Source organism: Actinomadura sp. HBU206391, from assembly GCF_014323665.1.
Lineage (GTDB): Bacteria > Actinomycetota > Actinomycetes > Streptosporangiales > Streptosporangiaceae > Actinomadura_C.
This window is the reverse complement of the sequence record NZ_JABVEB010000573.1, coordinates 1-877: the sequence shown is the minus strand read 5'-3', so window position 1 is coordinate 877 and position 877 is coordinate 1. Positions and strand designations below refer to the sequence as shown.

The 877-nt window shown below is 65.7% G+C and carries 1 protein-coding gene; it reads left to right on the top strand.

Annotation, left to right across the window (positions count from 1 at the left end; genetic code table 11):
* Positions 1 to 877, top strand: an 877-nt coding sequence (locus HKK72_RS39485; RefSeq protein ID WP_187239462.1) for an IS3 family transposase, incomplete at both ends; no start/stop codon positions are given.

The window sequence follows — 877 nt, the reverse complement described above, 5'->3', positions numbered from 1 at the left end:
CCGCTTTTCCTTCGTCGAGTCCCATCACCACGCGTTCGGCGTGAAGCGGCTGTGCCAGATCTTGAAGATCTCCCGGTCCGGGTTCTACGCCTGGCGGCAGGCTGCCTCGGCCCGGGCCGCCCGCCAGGCCGCAGATCGGTCTTTGGCCGAACAGATCCGCAAGATTCACGCAGGTTCCAGCGCGACGTACGGATCGCCGCGGGTGCATGCCGAACTGCGCAGCCAAGGGCATCGGGTGAACCGCAAACGTGTCGAACGCGTGATGCGCGAGCACCGGATCATCGGCCGGCACCTGCGTCGCCGGTGCCGCACCACCATCCCCGATCCGTCGGGCTCACCGGTGCCGGACCTGTTGCGGCGCGACTTCAACACCGGGGCCGCCAACGCACGCTGGTGCGACGATGTGACATATCTGCCCGTCGCCGGCCGATGGATGTACCTGGCTACCGTGATCGACATCAGGACCAGACGGCTGCTCGGCTACTCCATGGCCACCCACATGCGCGCCGAGCTGGTCATCGACGCGCTGAACGCCGCCGTGGCCACGCGTGGCGGGAACATCGCAGGAGTGATTTTCAACTCCGATCACGGCGCTCAGTACACCTCCAAGGCGTTCGCTGAAGCATGTGCCGCTGCCGGAGTACGCCAGTCGATGGGAGCGGTCGGCTCAAGCGCCGACAACAGCCTGGCCGAGGCGTTCTCCGCCAGTCTCAAGCGTGAGATCCTTCCCGCACACGGCTGGCCGAACATCCACCAGGCCCGGCTCAAGGTGTTCCGGTGGCTGACCTTCTACAACACCCGAAGAAGGCACTCAGCCCTCGGCCACCTCAGCCCAGCCGAATACGAACAAAGATCACCTATGCCGGCAGACGCCGCA